At 70.9% G+C, this 17,509-nt stretch carries 17 protein-coding genes and 1 pseudogene; 10 read left to right on the top strand and 8 right to left on the bottom strand.

The annotated features are described in order from the left end of the window. Window positions 1-128 precede the first annotated feature (128 nt). Window positions 129-492, top strand: a pseudogene (locus tag ACYUED_RS14065) (helix-turn-helix domain-containing protein); the annotation flags it as partial. A 13-nt stretch (window positions 493-505) separates the two neighbouring features. Here the strand turns inward: ACYUED_RS14065 and ACYUED_RS14070 are convergent. After that, window positions 506-775: a response regulator transcription factor gene (locus ACYUED_RS14070; protein ID WP_491292623.1), complete on the bottom strand. Its 270-nt coding sequence runs from the start codon at window positions 773-775 to the stop codon at window positions 506-508. Further along, on the bottom strand, window positions 772-1,014 hold the full coding sequence (locus ACYUED_RS14075; protein ID WP_491292624.1) for a hypothetical protein: 243 nt from the start codon (window positions 1,012-1,014) through the stop codon (window positions 772-774). The genes ACYUED_RS14070 and ACYUED_RS14075 overlap by 4 nt, the downstream gene beginning before the upstream one ends. Window positions 1,015-1,184: 170 nt before the next feature. Between ACYUED_RS14075 and ACYUED_RS14080 the strand changes: the two genes are divergently transcribed. Beyond that, window positions 1,185-1,355, top strand: a complete 171-nt coding sequence (locus ACYUED_RS14080; protein ID WP_491292625.1) for an alpha/beta hydrolase — start codon at window positions 1,185-1,187, stop codon at window positions 1,353-1,355. Here the strand turns inward: ACYUED_RS14080 and ACYUED_RS14085 are convergent. Further along, window positions 1,328-2,446 (bottom strand): abortive phage infection protein, encoded by a 1,119-nt coding sequence (locus ACYUED_RS14085; RefSeq protein WP_491292626.1) that lies wholly within the window; start codon window positions 2,444-2,446, stop codon window positions 1,328-1,330. The genes ACYUED_RS14080 and ACYUED_RS14085 overlap by 28 nt on opposite strands. 139 nt (window positions 2,447-2,585) lie before the next feature. Between ACYUED_RS14085 and bla the strand changes: the two genes are divergently transcribed. Beyond that, on the top strand, window positions 2,586-3,461 hold the full coding sequence (gene bla / locus ACYUED_RS14090) for a class A beta-lactamase (protein WP_491294252.1): 876 nt from the start codon (window positions 2,586-2,588) through the stop codon (window positions 3,459-3,461). Between the two features lie 187 nt (window positions 3,462-3,648). Here bla and ACYUED_RS14095 read toward each other — a convergent pair whose 3' ends face one another. Together ACYUED_RS14095 and ACYUED_RS14100 are read right to left on the bottom strand one after the other, a co-directional pair. Beyond that, complete coding sequence (locus ACYUED_RS14095) at window positions 3,649-4,083, bottom strand: protein-tyrosine phosphatase family protein (RefSeq protein WP_491292627.1); 435 nt, start codon at window positions 4,081-4,083, stop codon at window positions 3,649-3,651. Further along, on the bottom strand, window positions 4,080-4,850 hold the full coding sequence (locus ACYUED_RS14100; protein ID WP_491292628.1) for a FadR/GntR family transcriptional regulator: 771 nt from the start codon (window positions 4,848-4,850) through the stop codon (window positions 4,080-4,082). The genes ACYUED_RS14095 and ACYUED_RS14100 overlap by 4 nt, the downstream gene beginning before the upstream one ends. A gap of 190 nt (window positions 4,851-5,040) precedes the next feature. Here ACYUED_RS14100 and ACYUED_RS14105 point away from each other — a divergent pair, with 190 nt between their 5' ends. From ACYUED_RS14105 to ACYUED_RS14125, 5 genes are read left to right on the top strand one after another with little or no spacing between them, the layout of a single operon-like run. Then, the gene (locus ACYUED_RS14105; protein ID WP_491292629.1) at window positions 5,041-6,663 is read left to right on the top strand and encodes an ABC transporter substrate-binding protein; all 1,623 of its coding nucleotides are present in this window, start codon (window positions 5,041-5,043) and stop codon (window positions 6,661-6,663) included. Window positions 6,664-6,682: 19 nt separating this feature from the next. After that, the gene (locus tag ACYUED_RS14110) at window positions 6,683-7,645 is read left to right on the top strand and encodes an ABC transporter permease (protein WP_406321721.1); all 963 of its coding nucleotides are present in this window, start codon (window positions 6,683-6,685) and stop codon (window positions 7,643-7,645) included. Continuing rightward, window positions 7,642-9,627 (top strand): dipeptide/oligopeptide/nickel ABC transporter permease/ATP-binding protein, encoded by a 1,986-nt coding sequence (locus ACYUED_RS14115; RefSeq protein WP_491292630.1) that lies wholly within the window; start codon window positions 7,642-7,644, stop codon window positions 9,625-9,627. The genes ACYUED_RS14110 and ACYUED_RS14115 overlap by 4 nt, the downstream gene beginning before the upstream one ends. Further along, a complete protein-coding gene (locus ACYUED_RS14120; protein ID WP_491292631.1) occupies window positions 9,624-10,643 on the top strand; it encodes an oligopeptide/dipeptide ABC transporter ATP-binding protein in 1,020 nt (339 codons plus the stop codon). Before ACYUED_RS14115 ends, ACYUED_RS14120 begins: the two co-directional genes overlap by 4 nt. Then, on the top strand, window positions 10,640-11,575 hold the full coding sequence (locus tag ACYUED_RS14125; RefSeq protein WP_491292632.1) for a dihydrodipicolinate synthase family protein: 936 nt from the start codon (window positions 10,640-10,642) through the stop codon (window positions 11,573-11,575). Before ACYUED_RS14120 ends, ACYUED_RS14125 begins: the two co-directional genes overlap by 4 nt. Window positions 11,576-11,665: 90 nt before the next feature. Here the strand turns inward: ACYUED_RS14125 and ACYUED_RS14130 are convergent, their stop codons facing one another. The 3 genes from ACYUED_RS14130 to leuA form a co-directional block, all read right to left on the bottom strand. Further along, the gene (locus tag ACYUED_RS14130; RefSeq protein WP_491292633.1) at window positions 11,666-12,853 is read right to left on the bottom strand and encodes a sialidase family protein; all 1,188 of its coding nucleotides are present in this window, start codon (window positions 12,851-12,853) and stop codon (window positions 11,666-11,668) included. Window positions 12,854-13,194: 341 nt separating this feature from the next. Then, entirely contained in the window at window positions 13,195-13,890 is a 696-nt protein-coding gene (locus ACYUED_RS14135; protein WP_491292634.1) for a TerB family tellurite resistance protein, read from the bottom strand. A 185-nt stretch (window positions 13,891-14,075) separates the two neighbouring features. Continuing rightward, complete coding sequence (gene leuA, locus ACYUED_RS14140) at window positions 14,076-15,797, bottom strand: 2-isopropylmalate synthase (protein ID WP_491292635.1); 1,722 nt, start codon at window positions 15,795-15,797, stop codon at window positions 14,076-14,078. 319 nt (window positions 15,798-16,116) lie between these two features. Between leuA and ACYUED_RS14145 the strand changes: the two genes are divergently transcribed. Both ACYUED_RS14145 and ACYUED_RS14150 read left to right on the top strand, forming a co-directional pair. Then, entirely contained in the window at window positions 16,117-17,190 is a 1,074-nt protein-coding gene (locus ACYUED_RS14145; RefSeq protein ID WP_491292637.1) for a M4 family metallopeptidase, read from the top strand. Between the two features lie 21 nt (window positions 17,191-17,211). Then, window positions 17,212-17,478: a protealysin inhibitor emfourin gene (locus tag ACYUED_RS14150; RefSeq protein WP_491292638.1), complete on the top strand. Its 267-nt coding sequence runs from the start codon at window positions 17,212-17,214 to the stop codon at window positions 17,476-17,478. Window positions 17,479-17,509: the final 31 nt, after the last annotated feature.

The raw sequence follows: 17,509 nt of genomic DNA on the forward strand, positions 1-17,509 counted from the left end.
GTCGAGCCAACAGCCTGCTCCCCTTTCTTTTTGGGTTTCACTCTTTTCCTCTCGACGATGACGTACGGCACCTACACTCGGCTGGAGTCTGTGCACTACAAGTGCGGTGCATCGCAAGAGGGTTGGCCATGGCCAACGGTTCACCCCTGGCGGCGTGGGAGTTCTTCGGCGCAGAGCTGAGGAGACATCGGGAGGAAGCCGGTCTCCGTCAGGCGGACCTGGGAGCACGCGTCTTCATGTCCGGCGCCTCTATCGGGCAGTTCGAGCAGGCTATTCGAAAATCCCCCTGGATATCGCGACCCGGATTGACGGGATCCTGCAAACCGACGGCATTTTCGAGCGGTTGTGCCTGAACCTCATCAACGACAAGCGGTATGCGGATTACTTCGCGAAGGCGGCGGAGCTGGAGCGCCTGACCACGAAGATCTCCGAGTGCGCGCCGGCGGCGGTGCCGGGGTTGGGCAGACGGCGACGTATGCGCGGGCGGTGACACGGCACTGCGCCTTCACCGCGGCACCGACACCAGCCCCGCCTCGTAAGCCATGATCACCAGCTGGACCCGGTCCCGCGCGTCCAGCTTGGTCAGGAGGCGGGTGAGGTAGGTCTTCGCCGTGGCCACGCCGATGCATGGTTCGGCGGCTGTCTCGGCGTTGGCCAGGCCCGTGCCGACCAGCGTGAGGACCTCGCGTTCGCGGTCGGTGGTGCCCTTCAACTCCCGCCCCGGCAGGGCCGGTCCGGGGCAGGACGCGAAGTCGTGGATCAGGCGGCGGGTCACGCGCCGCCGAGAGCCTTGCCGGGTTCGCCGCGCGCGGCACGGCCCCGACGGTGACGGTGCGGTCGCCGGACGCGGGCGCGCCGGCCGTCGTACTGGCGGCGGAGGGTGCGGCGGTCGCGCCGTACGACGAGATCGGTCACCGGCAACCTGACCACCGCCCGACGCATGGCCGACGCCTGCGCACACAACGGCGGCGAGCTGATGCGGCACATCAGCACGGCCGACAACGCACGCGACATCGACCGCATCCGGGCCGCGCTCGGCGAGGGGAGGATCTCGGCCGGGGGCGTCTCCTACGGGACGTATGTCGGCGCGGTCTACTCCCAGCCCTCCCCGCGGCGCACCGCCCGCATCGTGCTGGACAGCGACGGCAACCCCGACCCGGTCCGGGCGGAGCAGCGCCCGAAAGATGCGCGAGGCCTTCGGCAGGCGCGCCGTCATGGTCACCAACGACTCGACCGGCCACGAGGCCTACCTCGCCAACGGCACCCGGTGCGGCGACGAGAGGGTGTCCCGCTTCCTGGCGACCGGCGAACGGCCCGACCACGACATCTACTGCAAGGGAGCACACCGGCGGTAGCGGCGGGCGAGCGCGTGGAACGCCTCCTTCGGCTCCCAGTGCCAGTCCGAACGGGGGTCGTCGGGGCGGTCCTTGACGGCCTTGGTGATGCTGTAGCTCGCCATGTCGAGGTCGTAGCGGGCATTGTCGGTGCGGTGGGGGGCGTCCGGGGTGACGAACTCGAACGCCATCGCCGCATACAGGCCCATCGACTCGAAGACCGCCAACTGGTCGGCCAGGTAGGCGGCCTGGGTGTGTTCGCTGCGCACCAGGTGGCCCTTGATCTCCTCCGGGTCCTTGTCGTGGTCGACCACGTCCCAGCCCATGCCGCCCGCCTCGGGGGCACCCTTGTAGGTGCACGTCCCGAACTCGGTGATGGCGAGGGGCTTGCCCCAGCGCAGGTAGCGCCTCAACTCCCGTACGTAGTCGGCGTGATGGCGGAAGTAGGAGTAGTAGTCGATGCCGACGATGTCGAAGAGCCGCCAGTCGACCTTGTCGTCCTGGGCTGCCGCGTAACTGAGGTTGCCGTGGAAGACGGAGCGGCCGGACGCCGCCGCCTTCGCGGTGAAGCGGTCGAGGCGGCGCCGCATCTGCACCGGGTCGAAGTCGCCGTTCAGCATGTTCTGTACGCGTTCCAGGACCGTTTTCCCCGGCACGATCCCGGGCACGAAGAGCCAGAACTCGCAGCCCACGCTGAAGTCGATGCTCGCGCCCTGCCTCCGCAGCCGATCCGCGAAGCGGCCGCACTCTGCCAGGTGCTCCAGGATGTCCCGCTCCGGGGCGTCCGCCAGGGTCGGCTGGAGCCATACGTGCAGCCCGCGCTCGGCGGCCTCGGCGGCGGTGGCCGTGAGACGTTCGACGCCGTCGCCGGTGACGTCGACGGTGTCGGCGTGCAGCTCGCCGCGGATGGCGCGGATGTCCCGGCGCATCCGGGCGGCGCTCCACGCGGTCCCCGGCGTCTCGCCCTCACCGACCGTGTAGACGACACCGCGGTGCCGTAGGCCCCGGCCGGTGGCCCGGGCCGGGTGGCTCGGCAGCACGGCCGCCGAGAGCCCGAGGGCCGCCGTCCCCGCCAGGAACTGCGCCCGACTGATCCCCTTCGTCTTCTCCATGCCCTCATGGTGGCGGCCGGGTCCGGGCCCCGCCGTCCGCCGATGGTCTACGGCTCGGCAACCAAGGAATGACGTGTGGCGTCGATCATGGGGAGGACGACCGGAGACCGCCGGCCGTCACCGACCGAAGGAGAGCAAGATCCTAGGCCGACGCACCCTGCTCACCGCAGGCACCGCCACCGCCGCCGCGCTCCTGACGAGCGCCCCCGCCCACGCCACCACCGACCACCTGCGCGAGCTGAAGCGACTGGAGCGCCGACACGGCGCCCGGCTGGGCGTGTTCGCGCACCACGTCCGGACGAAGCGGACCGTCGCCTACCGGGCCGACGAGCGCTTCCCCATCTGCTCGGTCTTCAAGACCCTCGTCGCCGGAGCCGTCCTGCGCGACCTGGACCGGCACGGCGAGGTGCTCGCCCGCCGCATCCACTACCGGCGCGAGGACCTGGTGGACGGCGCCCCGGTCACGGGGACGGAGGAGCACCTGGCGCACGGCATGACGGTCGCCGAGCTCTGCGACGCCGCCATCCGCTACAGCGACAACTCGGCGGCCAACTTCCTGCTGCGCCTGCTCGGCGGCCCCACCGCGATCACCCGCTTCGCCCGCTCGCTCGGCGACGGGGTGACCCGCCTCGACCGGTGGGAGCCGGAACTCAACTCGGCCGAACCGGGCCGCGTCACGGACACGACGAGCCCGCGCGCGATCGGCGGCACCTACGGCCGCCTGGTCGTCGGCGACGCCCTGAACCGCCCCGACCGCGACCGGCTCACGCACTGGCTGCTGAACAACACGACCGGCGACCACCGCATCCGCGCCGGGGTGCCCGCGTCATGGACGGTCGGCGACAAGACGGGCTCCGGTTCGTACGGCACCACCAACGACGTGGGCGTCGCATGGACCCCGGACGGCGCACCGGTCGTCCTCGCGTTCCTGTCGACGAAGCCCGCACCGGACGCCGCCTGGGACGACGCCCTGATCGCGGGCGCGACGGCCGCCGTGGTGGACGCCCTGGCCTAGGGCTGTTGCGAAAGTGGCGTCTGCCGCGCGACGCCCGGCACGCTCCCCCACTGCCTCAAGGGCGGGGGAGGTGCCCCCACTCGCCGCACCGCCACGCACCGACGGTGACACCAGCCGCCGCGGCAGGCGCGCGGCCGACCTTCGGGCGACGGCGCCACTTTCACAACAGGCCCGTAGTGCCCCTGCGCTAGAACCTCCGCACGTACCGCTTCTGCCACGGCGTCTCCACCGCATGCCGGTCGTAGTGGCGCCGTACGAAGTCCACCGCCTCCCCGGCGGGTACGCCGTCCAGGACCGCCAGGCAGGCCAGCGCCGTCCCGGTGCGGCCGCGGCCGCCACCGCAGGCGATCTCGACGCGCTCGCCGGTGGCCCGCTCCCAGGCCTCGGTGAGCGCGGCGCGCGCGTCGGCGCGGTCGGCGGGCAGCCGGAAGTCCGGCCAGCGGATCCACCGGAACTCCCAGGAGACGGGCGGCGGTTGCCCGCCCAGGAGGTAGAGGGCGTACGAGGGCGTGGGCGCCCCCGGTTCGAGGGGGCGCCGCAGTCCGCGGCCCCGGACCAGCCGTCCCGACGGCAGCCGGAGGACGCCGCGGTCCGTGGGCTGCCAGGTGCCCGTGTCCGTCACCGGGTCAGCGTACGCGCCTCGATGCCCCGGAAGTGGTGTGCCATGGCGCGCTGGGCACTCTCGGCGTCCCGCGCCCGCAGTGCCGTCACGATGTCCCGGTGGCGGTGGACGGTCACCTCGGGTGCCGGGTCGTCGGTCCAGCCGCGGGCGCCCGCGACCCTGCGGAACACGGTCCAGAAGGCGCCGAGGAGCTGGGGCACGAGCGCGTTGCCCAGGGAGGCGTAGAGCAACTCGTGGAACTCCCGGTCGAGTTCGGGAAACGGCCGGGCCGCCCCGACCGCCGCCTCCATCCGGGCCACCACCGCTTCCAGCGCGTCCAGCTCCGCCTCGGTGACCGTCCCCGCGATCCGCCGGATCAGCCCCTCCTCCAGCACCTCGCGCACCTGGAGGATCTCGGCGAGCGCACCGGTGTCGTCGTCCTGCCGGGCGAGCGTGCGGAAGGTGAGACCGTCGATCAGAGGGGTGAGGGACGCCTGGCCGACGTAGGTCCCGTAGCCGTGTCTGATCTCCACGATGTCGAGTGCCTGGAGCGCCTTGAGGGCCTCGCGCACGGAGTTGCGGCTGACGCCGAGGTCCTCCATCAGCTCGGCCTCGGTGGGCAGTGGGGCGCCGGGCCGGAGCCCGCGGTCGAGGATCAGCTGCACGACCTCGCGCCGTATCCGGCTGTTCCCGGACTCCGTGTGCCGGGAGCGCCCGGACTCCCCGGGCCGGGAGTGCCTGGGCTCCCCGGGCTCCTTGTTCCTGGGCTCCGCGGACATGCGCCGCATCGTACGCGCAGCGGACGTCCCACGTCCCATGTCCGCCGCTGACGTGCGCCAACTCCCGCCATTTCACACTGCCATTGGCTCGACCTCTGGCAGCTACGCCATTCGTGTAAGACCCCTTGACCGCCCTCCGGGCCCCTCCTATGGTCGCGGCTGACAGGCAGGACGTAGGACGTCGTATCTCCTCACCCCGATGGAACTCCCCGCTGGAGGAACCGTGCATCGCCGGACCTTCCTGAAGTGCACCGGCGCGCTGGGTGCGGCCACCGCCGTCTCCGCGTCGCTGTCGGCCTGCTCGTCCGGGCCCCAGTCCACGAACGACACCGGCGGCGGGGGCGGCCAGGACCGCACACTGACCGCGGTCATCGGCTACGGCAACGACGGCACCTGGGATCCCACACAGACCGCGTCCGCCTTCTGCATGGCGGCCAACAACCACATCTACGAGGGCCTGCTCGACACCGACCCGATCTCCCGCAAGCCGTACGCCGCGCTCGCCACCGCGTTGCCGCAGGACCTGAACTCCACGTCCTGGAAGTTCACGCTGCGGGCCGGCGCCAGGTTCCACGACGGCAAGCCCGTCACCGCCGACGACGTGGTGTTCGTCTTCGACCGGATCCTCGACCCGAAGACACAGACGCTCGCCAAGGGCTTCTTCGCCGGCTGGCTGAAGGAGGTCCGGAAGATCGACGCCCAGAACGTCGAGCTGGTGCTCAAGTTCCCCTTCCCGGACGGGGCTTCACGGCTCACCCTCGCGAAGATCATGCCGAAGCACGTCTTCTCCGGGCCCGGCGCCTGGGACGATGCCATCAGGGGGCTGGCGATCGGCTCGGGACCGTACCGCCAGAGCGCGCACCACCCGAAGTCGAACACCGCCTTCGAGGCGTTCGCCGACTACAACGGACCCCGCAGGGCCGCGTTCAAGAAGATGAACTGGCTGACCATCGTGGACGCGGCCCCGCGCGTCGCCAAGATCTCGGGCTCCAGCGCGGGCGCGCAGATCTCCGACAACATCCCCTACGCCAATATCAAACAGCTGGAGAGCGGCGGGCTGACGGTCGCCGGCGGGGCCGGCATGAACAACCTGTTCCTGATGTTCGACACCTTGCACAAGCCCTTCGACGACGTACGCGTACGGCAGGCGCTGCACTACGCCATCGACACCGAGAAGATGGTGCAGGTCGCGCTCAAGGGGCACGGCAAGCCGTCGTCCTCGTTCCTGAACGAGGGCAACCCCGGCTACCGGCGGGCGAAGACCGTCTACGACTACGACCCCGAGAAGGCGAAGGCGCTCCTGAAGGCCGCCGGGGTCAGCGGGCTGAAGGTCAACATCCTTGCGGTGAACGTGAGTTGGATCGTCGACTGTCTGCCGACGATCAAGGCGTCCTGGGACGCGATCGGCGTGCGGACGACCCTCTCCCCGCAGGAGACCACGGCCGTCTTCACCAAGATGGACCAGAAGCAGGACTACCAGGTCGTCGCCGCGGCCTCGAACCCCAACCAGTTCGGCCTCGACGCCGACCTGATCATGCACTACAACTACGGGCCCACCAACCTGTGGATGCAGTACACGCGGTGGGCGGACAACCCCGTGGCCAGGCAGCTCTTCAAGGACATGGACCGGGCCACCCAGGAGCCCGACCCGGACAAGAAGAAGACGATGATCCAGGACTACATCGACGTCGTCGCCGAGCAGGCCGTGCTCTACCCGGTCGTCCACAACGAGCTGATGACCGCCTGGGACCCGCGCAGGCTCGGCGGCATAAGGGCACAGCCGTACCCCGGCATCAACCTCCTCCAGGCCAAGTGGGTCTGAGAACAACAGGAGCCCGCCCGTGATCACCGTCGCCCGGATCCTGCTCCGCCGCGTCGCCCTGCTCGTGCCGTTGATGCTCGGCATCGTGCTGTTCGTGTTCCTGGTGATGCGCTTCTCGGACGTCGACCCGGCGTCCGCGTTCTTCCAGGGCGCCAACCCCACCCCGCGGCAACTGCACGACTTCCGCGAGCAGAACGGCCTCCTGGACCCGCTGCCCGTGCGCTACGTCCACTTCGTCGGCGACCTGCTGCACGGCGACATGGGGACCAGCGCGCTGACCCGCGCACCGGTGATCGACCAGGTCACGACCGCCCTGCCGCTCACCCTCCAGCTCACCTTCCTGGGCCTGGGCGTGGCGGTCGTACTGTCCCTGGCCGGCGGAGTGACGGCGGCCATCTACCGTGACCGGCTCCCCGACCAGATCATCCGCGTGGTGTCGCTCACCGGAGTCGCCGCCCCCGGCTTCTGGCTGGCGCTGCTGATGATCCAGTACCTGGCGGTCGACCTGGGCTGGTTCCCGACCGGCGGCTACATCAACCCCGCCGACTCCTTCACCGGCTGGCTGAAGACGATGACCCTGCCCGCGCTCGCGCTGTCGCTGCCCGTCGCGGCCCAGCTGACGCGGATCGTCAGGACGTCGGTGGTGGAGGAGCTGGACAGGGACTACGTGCGTACGGCGGTCGGGAGCGGGCTTCCGCCGCGGGTGGTCGTCGGGCGCAACGTGCTGCGCAACGCCCTCATGAACCCACTGACCGTACTGGGACTGCGAGTCGGCTATCTGCTGGGCGGTGCGGTCGTCATCGAGACGATCTTCTCCCTGCCCGGCATGGGCAAGCTGATGATCGACGCCGTGAAGAACGGCGACCCGGCCGTCGTGCAGGGCGTCGTCCTGACCACGGCGACCGGCTTCGTCGTGGTCAACCTCGTCATCGACATCCTGTACCTGCTGGTCAACCCGCGACTGAGGGATGCGACCGCATGATCACGCAGTTCACGCGCAAGAACCTCACCGAGACGCTGTCCGGGCCCGGCGTCCGCCTGCGCGGTTGGCGCCGGCTGCCGCTGCTCTCGAAGGTCGCCGTCTGCTTCCTGGCCGTCGTGGTCCTGATGGCCCTGCTGGCGCCCCTGCTCGCGCCGCACGACCCCCTCGACCAGCAGGCGCCGGTCGACGGCACCGGGCACCCGTCCGCCGCGCACTGGATGGGCCAGGACAGCCTCGGCCGGGACATCCTGAGCCGGCTGATGTACGGCGCCCGCTGGTCGCTCGCGATCGGCCTGGGCGCGACCGCCCTCGCGCTGGTCGTGGGGGCGCTGATCGGGGCGGTCGCGGCCACCTCCCGCAAGGCGCTCGACGAGACGCTGATGCGCTGCCTGGACGTGGTGATGGCGTTCCCCGGCATCGCGCTCGCGGCGGTCCTGGTCGCGGTCTTCGGCGGCGGGATCACCGTACTGATCTGCGCGATCGCGTTCCTGTTCATGCCGCCGGTGGCACGGGTCGTACGGGCGAACGTCCTCGACCAGTACGGCGAGGACTACGTGACGGCGGAGCGGGTGATCGGCGCCCGGACGCCGCACATCGTGCTGAAGCACGTGGCCGTCAACTGCGCCGCGCCGGTCCTGGTGTTCTGCACGGTGCAGGTCGCCGAGGCCGTCGTCTTCGAGGCGTCGCTGTCCTTCATCGGCGCGGGCGTGCGCCCTCCCGACCCCTCCTGGGGCAGCGTCATCGCCGACGGCAAGGACATGGTGCTCACCGGGGGCTGGTGGGCCACCGTCTTCCCGGGCCTGCTGATCCTGGTGACCGTCCTGTCGCTGAACGTCCTGGCCGAGGGGGTGTCGGACGCGTGGGCGGCGCCGTCGGCACGGGAGATCGACGTCCGCGCGCACGACGACCGGCTTGAGTCCCCGGAGCCCGGCAGCGGCGAGGTGCTGCAGCTGCCCGGCCTGACCGCGGCGGCGGCACGGCTGCGCTCGCGGGCCCGCGCCCTCCCCCACGGCGGGCAACCGGTGCTGGCGGTGGAGAACCTCGCCATCGGCTTCGAGGGCCGGCACGGCGGTGTGGACATCGTCGACGGCATCAGCTTCGAGGTGCGCCGGGGTGAAGTCCTCGGCCTGGTCGGCGAGTCGGGCTGCGGAAAGTCCCTGACCGCGCTGGCGGTCATGGGCCTGGAGCCGAAGGGCGCCCGGATCCGCGGCCAGGTCCGTTTCGGCCAGCGGGAGTTGCTGGCGGAACCGATGCGGGTACGGCGGGCGCTCCTCGGCCACGAGATGGCGATGATCTACCAGGACGCGCTCTCCTCCCTCAACCCCGCGATGACGATCCGCGCCCAGCTCAAACAGGTCGTACGCCGCGGCGGCCGCCGCAGCCCCGCCGAACTCCTGACGATGGTCGGCCTCGACCCCGACCGCACCCTGCGCAGCTACCCGCACGAGCTGTCCGGCGGCCAGCGCCAGCGCGTGCTGATCGCGATGGCCCTGTCCCGCGATCCGAAGCTGGTCGTCGCCGACGAGCCGACGACGGCCCTGGACGTGACGGTGCAGGCGCAGGTCATGGAGCTCCTGCTGCGGCTGCGCGAGGAGCTGGGCTTCGCGCTGATCCTCGTCTCGCACGACCTGGCGCTCGTCGCGGACGTCACCGACCGGGTGGTGGTGATGTACGGCGGGCAGATCGTGGAGACGGGCGTGACCGCCGACCTGGTGGAGGCACCGGCCCACCACTACACGCGCGGCCTGCTCGGCAGCGTGCTGTCCCTGGAGTCGGCGGCCGAGCGGATGACACAGATCAAGGGGGTCGTGCCGTCCCCGGCGGACTTCCCGGCGGGCTGCCGGTTCACCGACCGCTGCCCGCTCGCGACCGAGATCTGCCGGACGACCCCACCGGACCTGCTGGGCACGGCGACCCACACGGCGGCCTGTCACCATCCGGCGGTCCCGCTCGTGACGTCGGAGTCGGAGGCCGTGACGTGAACGCGATCATCGAACTGTCCGACGCCCATGTCGTGCACAAGGCGCGCAGCGGCGGCCTGTTCACGCGGGACAAGGTGTACGCCCTGACCGGCGCCGATCTCACCGTCGCGCCCGGCGAGACGGTCGGCGTCGTCGGCGAGTCCGGGTGCGGCAAGTCGACGCTGGCGAAGGTGCTGGTGGGCGTGGTCCGGCCGACGTACGGCACGGTGTCCTTCCAGGGCCGCGACCTGTGGTCGATGACGCCCGCCGAACGCCGGGCGGCCGTCGGCGGCAACACCGGCATGATCTTCCAGGACCCGTCGACGGCCCTGAACCGACGGCTGCCCGTACGGCAGATCCTGCGGGACCCGCTGGACGTGCACGACCGCGGTTCGAGAACCCGACGCGAGGAACGTGTACGGGAGTTGATGTCCCTCGTGGGTCTTCCCCGCGCCCTCACCGACGCCCTGCCCGGTCAGCTGTCCGGCGGGCAGCGCCAACGCGTCGCCATCGCACGGGCGTTGGCGCTGAACCCCGGCCTGGTGGTGGCGGACGAGCCGACGAGCGCACTGGACGTCTCGGTCCGCGCCCAGATCCTCAACCTCCTCCTGGACCTGAAGGAACGCCTGGGTCTGGCCCTGGTCTTCGTCTCGCACGACATCCAGACGGTCCGGCGGATGAGCGACCGTGTGATCACCATGTACCTCGGCCGGATCGTCGAGGAGTCCCCGGCCGCCGAGGTGAGCGACCGCGCCCGCCACCCGTACACCCGAGCCCTGTTCTCGGCGACCCCCGGCCTCCTGGACCCCGTCGACCCCATCCCGCTGACCGGGCCCGTCCCCTCGGCGACGCACCCGCCCAGCGGCTGCCCCTTCCGCACCCGCTGCTGGAAGGCGGACGACGTGTGTGCGGCGAAAATGCCGGACTTTTCGGACGCGTCGATCCGAACTCACCGTTTCCGCTGCCACCATCCTGTGCAGGAGGACGAGTCGACCCGCGACCTCGTACGTCGGAACCACCCCACGGAGCACCCATGACCTTCCCCGCCCCGCTGACCGGTGTCGTCCCGCCCGTCTGCACGCCCCTGACACCGGACCGCGAGGTGGACGTCCCCTCCCTGCTCGGGCTGGTCGACCACCTGGTGGCGGGCGGGGTGCACGCGCTGTTCGTGCTGGGTTCGTCGTCGGAGGCGGCGTATCTGCGCGACGGGCAGCGGAGGCTGGTGGTGGAGTCGGTGGCCGCCCATGTGGGAGGCCGGCTCCCGGTGCTGGCCGGGGCGATCGACATGACGACGCCGAGGGTGCTGGACCATGTGGCGTCGGTGACGGCCGCGGGCGCGGACGCGGTGGTGGTGACGGCGCCCTTCTACACGCGCACCCACCCCGCCGAGATCGCCCGGCACTTCCGGCTGATCGCGGCCGCGTCGCCGGTGCCGGTGGTGGCGTACGACATTCCGGTCGCCGTCCACACCAAGCTGCCCGCGGACGTGGTGCTGGAGCTGGCCGCCGAGGGCGTGCTCGCCGGCCTCAAGGACTCCAGTGGTGACCTGTCCGCCTTCCGCGAGGTCGTCACGGGCGCGCGCACCCGGTCCGACATCACCGGTTTCAGCGTGCTGACCGGCTCGGAGCTGGTCGTCGACTCGGCGCTCGCGCTGGGCGCCGACGGGGCGGTGCCGGGCCTCGCCAACGTCGACCCGCACGGCTACGTCCGCCTCGACCGCCTGTGCCGGGACGGCGACTGGGAGCGGGCGCGGGCCGAACAGGAGCGGCTGTGCGCCCTGTTCGGCCTGGTGGCCGTCGGGGACGCCGGCCGTATGGGCGGCAGTTCGTCGGCGCTGGGCGCCTTCAAGGCGGCGCTGCATCTGCGGGGGATCATCGACTGCCCGGCGACGGCGGAGCCCCAGGTACCGCTGTCACCGGCGGAGGTGGAACAGGTGGGCACGTACCTGGCGACGGCGGGCCTGCTCTGACTCATCCCTCGCCCACGCCGGCCAGCTGAAAATCTGCCCCTCCGGCGTTCGAGGAGCGGGGGTCCGGGGGCCGCCCCCGGACGGCGCCGCTCAGCTCACGTCCGTCACCGGCACGCGGCGGAACTCGATCGTCTCGTACGGACCCGACGCACCCGTCTCGTACAGGATGCCGACCGTGTTCCGCCGGACCCGGACGAGGTCGCAGTACCCGGCCGGCTGCTGCGAGAGGGTCAGGGCCTTGGTGAAGGTCGCGCCGGCGTCCGTGCTGCGCCAGATCGCCATCGCCCGGCGGGCGGTCGGTACGGACGGGCCGGAGAAGAGCAACGGGGCGTCCATACCGCCGAGTTGGAGGACGCTGCCCTCGACCACCGGCACGTCGTTCAGGGTGGACTGCACCTCGTACGGGCGGTCGAGAGACTCCCCGCCGTCGCTGGAGTACGAGTCGAGCCGGTTGCCGGCACTCGTGCCGTTCTGGTCCCGCGCACTGAAGTACAGCCTGCCGTCGGAGAGTTGAGCGGCAGTGGACTCGTTGGCGTTGTCCACGCCGTCGTAGGAGTCATCGACGAAGCCCACCTGCCAGCTGCGCCCGCCGTCGTCGCTGTAGATGGCGTGCGCGCCGTAGTACCGGGCCTCCCGGCCGGTGTCGGAGGATCCGGGGGGCGGGGCCGCGGAGTGGTTGGCGGGGACGACCAGCCGGCCGGCGTGCCGCCCGCGGGTCAGCGCGACCGCGTGGCCCGGTCCCGTCGCGTACCACCGCCAGTTCGGCGGCTTCACCTCCGCCGTGATGTCCAGCGGCGCGGTGAAGTGCCGCCCGTCGTCCCGGCTGCGCTGCACGAAGACCCGCCGGCTCTCCTCCGGGGTGACCTCGCCCCGCATGATCTGCGCCTCCGTGACGGCCCCGCCGTTGTAGGAGGTGACGAGGACGACCGCGCCGGTGTGCGGGTCGAGGACGGGTGCCGGGTTGCCCCGGGTGTTCCCGTTCCCGGCCGCGACCACCCGCAGGGGGCCCCAGGTGCAGCCTCCGTCGCCGGAGCGTCTGAGGACGACGTCGATGTGGCCGGTGTCGCCCGCGCCGCCCCGACGGCCCTCGGCGAAGGCCAGGACCGTGCCCCGGCCCGTCGTGACGGTCGCCGGGATGCGGTAGGTGTCGTAGCCGCCCTCGCCCGACACGTACGGGACGGAGGCGGTACAGCCGGTGGCCGCGGCGGCCGGGGCGAGGGCGGTGAGCGGGGTGAGGAGCACGGTGGCGGCGAGGAGGGTGCGGCTCAGGATGGTCACCGTCGGATGGTTCCCGGACTCACCGGTTCCGACTCGTGGGCGGCGAGGACCGGCTGAGCCCCGTCCCGTGCCCCCGGCCTCCCCGCGGTCCGGCTGACATGGGTCCTGGCGTCAGCGGACTCAGCCCCAACACCTCACCGATCTCGGCGTCGTTGAGCCCGCCCGCCGACCGGGTCGGCACCGCCCGCTCGCGGCCGGAGAGGCGTGCGGGGCCACCTGTCGCGGGCGCCGACGGGCTGTACGGGAACCGCTCGATCAGCCGCGCCGTGGGTACTGCCGGGGGCGACCTGCCCGGGGGCGCCGTTACTCCGACGGGGGTGACGGCGCGAGCGACAGGCGGCTCAGGACGGCGTGCGTGCCGCAGCGAGCAGACGGGTCACGTCGTCCGAGCAGATGGTGAGGGCGGCGCCGACGGTGCTCAGGACGTCACGCTCGGCCGGGGTGTAGGGGCCGTCGGCGAGGGCGATGCGGGCACCCTGCAGCAGGATCGCCTCGCGGCCCACGGGGGCGAGGTGCGGGGCCAGTGGGTCCAGGGCCTCGTGCAGCTCTATGGCGAGTCCGGCGCCGCAGGACTCGCCGTGGACCCGGCCGGTGTCCGCGCCCAGCGCCTCGACGAGCGCGTTCAACTGGTCCTCGGTGCAGTCGTCGAAGCCGGCCGCTCTGACCGCGCCGGCGGCGGCCTCCAGGGCCGTGCGCGAACCGGTGCCGCCCGCCGCGAGCACCGCCAGGGCGACCGTGTGGACGGCGTCGCGGAGCATCGCGGAGAAGCGGGTGGTGGTGGGGTGGTCCAGGACGTCCGTGCCGAAGTGACGGCGGCAGGCGGCGCACTCCACGACCGGCGCGGTCTCGCCGCGCGGCAGCACGGGCACACCGAAGAGGACGAAGCGCCGGTGGCCGGTCAGTCGCTGGTAGTTGCGGTCGCCTCCGCAGCCGGGGCAGAAGAACTCGCCGTCCCCGACGGGCGTCCACGCGGTGCGTGTGCCCAGGAGGCGCGCAGGCCTGGCCGCCCGGCCGTTTCGTCCCCGTACTGGCAGCACGTCGCACCTCCTTAACACCGCGGCAACATCGCAGCGGTGTCCGTGATGTTAGCCACATCAGTAAGGCGTAGTCAGCACCCTGGACGAGACCTTTCCGTGACCTCCACGGACAGATGGCCGATAACCGACGGGGCCCTGATCGTCGCATACGACGATCAGGGCCCCGAAATGGCCGGTCAGAGGCTTCAGCGGGCCGCGCGGTTCACCGCGGAGACGACCGCCTTGAGTGACGCACGCGTCGTGTTCGCGTCGATGCCGATTCCCCACAGAACCTTGTCGTCGATCGCGCATTCGATGTAGGAGGCGGCCTGTGCGGAGGCGCCCTCGCTCATCGTGTGCTCCTGGTAGTCCAGCAGGCGCACGTCGATCCCGACGGACTGCAGGGCGTCGAAGAAGGCCGAGATCGGACCGTTGCCGGAGCCGGCCAGGACGGTGTCGACGCCGTCGACCGTGGCCTCGACCTTGAGAGTGTCCACGCCGTCGGTGTCGGTCGTCGACTGACCGTTGCGGACCTGGATGCGGCCCCAGGGGTTCTCCGGGTTCGGCAGGTACTCGTCCTGGAAGACCGCCCAGATGTCGGAGCCGGTGACCTCGCCGCCCTCGGCGTCCGTCTTCGCCTGGATGAGCTTCGAGAACTCGATCTGCATCCGGCGAGGCAGGTCCAGCTTGTGGTCGTTCTTCAGGACGTACGCGATACCGCCCTTGCCGGACTGCGAGTTGACGCGGATGACCGCCTCGTAGGAGCGGCCGACGTCCTTCGGGTCGATCGGCAGGTACGGGACCGCCCACTCGATGTCGTCGACGGTGACGCCCCTGGCGGCCGCGTCGGCCTCCATCGCGTCGAAGCCCTTCTTGATGGCGTCCTGGTGGGAGCCGGAGAAGGACGTGTAGACCAGGTCGCCCACGTACGGGTGGCGCGGGTGGACCTCCATCTGGTTGCAGTACTCCCACACGCGACGGATCTCGTCGATGTCGGAGAAGTCGATCTGCGGGTCGACGCCCTGGGAGAAGAGGTTCATCCCCAGCGTGACCAGGTCGACGTTGCCGGTGCGCTCGCCCTGGCCGAACAGGCAGCCCTCGACGCGGTCCGCGCCGGCCATCAGCGCCAGCTCGGCGGCGGCGACGGCCGTACCGCGGTCGTTGTGCGGGTGGATCGACAGGACGACGTGCTCGCGGCGGGTCAGGTTGCGGCCCATCCACTCGAAGCGGTCCGCGTGCGTGGAGGGGGTCGAACGCTCCACCGTGGCGGGCAGGTTGAGGATGATCTCGCGGCCCGGGCCGGGCTGCCAGACGTCCATGACCGCCTCGCAGACCTCCAGCGCGAAGTCCAGCTCGGTGTCCGTGAAGATCTCGGGGCTGTACTGGTAGCCGAACTCCGTCTCGGGACCCAGCAGCTTCTCGGCGTACTCCATGACCAGCCGGGTGCCGTCGACGGCGATCTGCTTGATGTCGTCCTTGGAGCCGCGGAAGACGACCCGGCGGAAGACCGGGGCGGTGGCGTTGTACAGGTGGACCGTGGCGCGCCTGGCGCCCTTCACGGACTCCACCGTCCGCTCGATCAGGTCCTCGCGGGCCTGGGTCAGCACGGAGATCGTGACGTCGTCGGGGATGGCACCCGGCTCCTCGATGATCGACCGTACGAAGTCGAAGTCCGTCTGTCCCGACGCCGGGAAGCCGACCTCGATCTCCTTGTAGCCCATCTTGACCAGCTGGTCGAACATCCGCCGCTTGCGCTCGGGCGACATCGGGTCGATCAGGGACTGGTTGCCGTCACGCAGGTCGGTGGAGAGCCAGCGGGGCGCGGAGGTGATCCGCTGCTCCGGCCAGGAGCGGTCGGGAATGGCGACCTGCTCGTACTGGCCGTACTTGTGGATCGGCATGGTGCTGGGCTGCTGGCGGTTCGCCATGATTGCGGGGCTCCTCAGGATGTCCGGAAGGACGGCCGACGACGCAACGCGAAGCTCCGCGGGGAGGGAGTCGACCTGGACTACAGGCCCTCGCCGCGGCAGCTAAGAAGAAGCAGCCCGAAACGCATGATGCTCCGCATGCTAGCCGAGCCCCCTCGGTCGCGGGGCGCCGTATCAGTATGCGGGACCCGAAAGACATTGGGGACAAAAAGTGCGCCATACCACTTCGTCACGGAGCGTGGGCGCCCCTGTCCCGATATTTCACCAATCATGGTTGCGGGTAGTGACACCGACATAACTCAGTGCAAGGGTTTCGGGCATGACGAAGACCAACGGGGGCTTCGAGCCCGTTTTCTGCACCGTCGTGCCGCCCCACGTCCTCGACAAGCTGGCCCAGCACGAGGACCCCGCGCTCGCGAACGCCGCGCGCAAGACCCTGGAGCGCGACGCCTACGAGCGCACCCACCGCCGGCTGACCACGGTCATCGGCGCTCCGACCGTCGCCCCGCCCGCCTCGGCGGCGCCCGACAAGCCGCACCGCACGATCTACGACGCCCGGCACGGCACCGACCTGCCGGGCCGCAAGGTCAGCTCCGAGGGCGAGGACCCCGGCAAGGACGCGACCGCCAACCGTGCCTACGCGGGCCTCGGTGCCACCTTCGAGCTGTATCTGAAGGCCTACGAGCGCTACTCGATCGACGGCAACGGCCTGCCGCTCGACGCGACGGTCCACTTCGACAACGACTACAACAACGCCTTCTGGAACGGCGAGCAGATGGTGTTCGGCGACGGTGACGGCGAGATCTTCCTCGACTTCACCATCCCGATCGACGTCATCGGCCACGAACTCACGCACGGCGTCACGCAGTACACGGCCAATCTCACCTACTTCGGCCAGCCCGGCGCCCTCAACGAGTCCCTGTCCGACGTCTTCGGCTCGCTGATCAAGCAGTACACGCTCGGCCAGACCGCCGCCGAGGCCGACTGGCTGATCGGCGCGGGTCTCCTCGCGCCGCGCGTCACGGGCAAGGCGCTGCGCTCCATGAAGGAACCGGGCACGGCGTACGACGACGACGTACTCGGCAAGGACCCGCAGCCGGGCACCATGGACGACTTCGTCCGCACCGGCCGCGACAACGGCGGCGTCCACATCAACTCCGGCATCCCCAACCACGCCTTCTACCTGGCCGCCAGCGCCCTCGGCGGGCACGCCTGGGAGAAGGCCGGACAGATCTGGTTCGACGTCCTGACCGGCGGCGAGCTGAAGAAGGACGCCCTGTTCGCGGACTTCGCGAAGCTCACGGTCGCGGCGGCCAAGGCCCGCTTCAACGAGGGCGAGGAGCTGCAGGCGGTCCTGAAGGCCTGGGAACAGGTCGGGGTGCGCAGCTCGTAGTTCCGTACTAGACACAGTCCCATGCGTATTCGAGTGAGGCGCACGGGCGGTTTCGCGGGCATCGAGCGGCACGCCGAGGTGGACACCTCGGGGCGGCCCGACGCACACGAGTGGCAGGCGCTGGCCGAACAGGCCGTGGCCGGGGGCCGGAGCACACCGCCCATCGGGGTTCCGGACGGGTTCAGCTACGAGATCACGGTGGACGGAAAGACGTTCTACGCGGCGGATCCCCGGCTGACGGACGAACAGCGCAGGCTGATCTCCAAGGTGCTGAAGGAAGGGGCGTGAGCTGTTGGGGCCTGTGTTCCACACCGGCCCC

It is taken from the genome of Streptomyces sp. DF42 (assembly GCF_058267695.1).